Annotated in this window: 2 rRNA genes; both read left to right on the top strand. The window is 38.9% G+C overall.

From position 1 onward, the window contains the following. Positions 1 to 232, top strand: a 23S ribosomal RNA gene (locus tag BA195_RS13210); the annotation flags it as partial. 101 nt (positions 233 to 333) lie between these two features. Further along, positions 334 to 442 (top strand): 5S ribosomal RNA (gene rrf, locus BA195_RS13205). Positions 443 to 669: the final 227 nt, after the last annotated feature.

Genomic DNA, 669 nt, shown 5'->3' with positions numbered 1-669 from the left:
AGTACGAGAGGACCGAGTTGAACTAACCTCTGGTGTATCAGTTGTTCCGCCAGGAGCACTGCTGAGTAGCTACGTTGGGAAGGGATAAGCGCTGAAAGCATATAAGCGCGAAACCCACCACAAGATGAGATTTCTTTAAAGGGTCGTGGAAGATTACCACGTTGATAGGATACAGGTGTAAAGGCAGTAATGTCATAGCCGAGTATTACTAATAACCCATAGGCTTATGTAGAAGTCTTGCTCTCGCAAGGGAGCAAGCGCAACTCTTTTGATAATTTAYGATATGATTTTGCTAATATGTTAACTTATACAGTTGAAATATACTGAACGATTTAAGGTGATTATCGCAATGGGGCTCACCTCTTTCCATCCCGAACAGAGAAGTTAAGCCCATTAGCGCCGATGGTACTGCCAATGGTGGGAGAGTAGGTCGTTGCCTTTCTTTTAAACCTCAATCTTTTATTAGATTGAGGTTTTTTTTGCTTTAAATCGAAATGAAATTGGGTAAAAGACAAAAGGTGAATAAAAAAAGGAAATGGAGAGGTATAAAGTAAGCAAATAAGCTTTAGATATACGAATTATACATTGATAGCCTTAGCCACGATTGAAGCATTTGTTTGAGCTCTTTTTTGGTTTTACTAAAAAAATCAAAAAAAGCGAGTGTGGAAA

Origin of the sequence: Tenacibaculum soleae, from assembly GCF_001693415.1 — a bacterium.
Lineage (GTDB): Bacteria > Bacteroidota > Bacteroidia > Flavobacteriales > Flavobacteriaceae > Polaribacter > Polaribacter soleae.
This window is presented reverse-complemented; position numbering and strand designations above follow the sequence as displayed.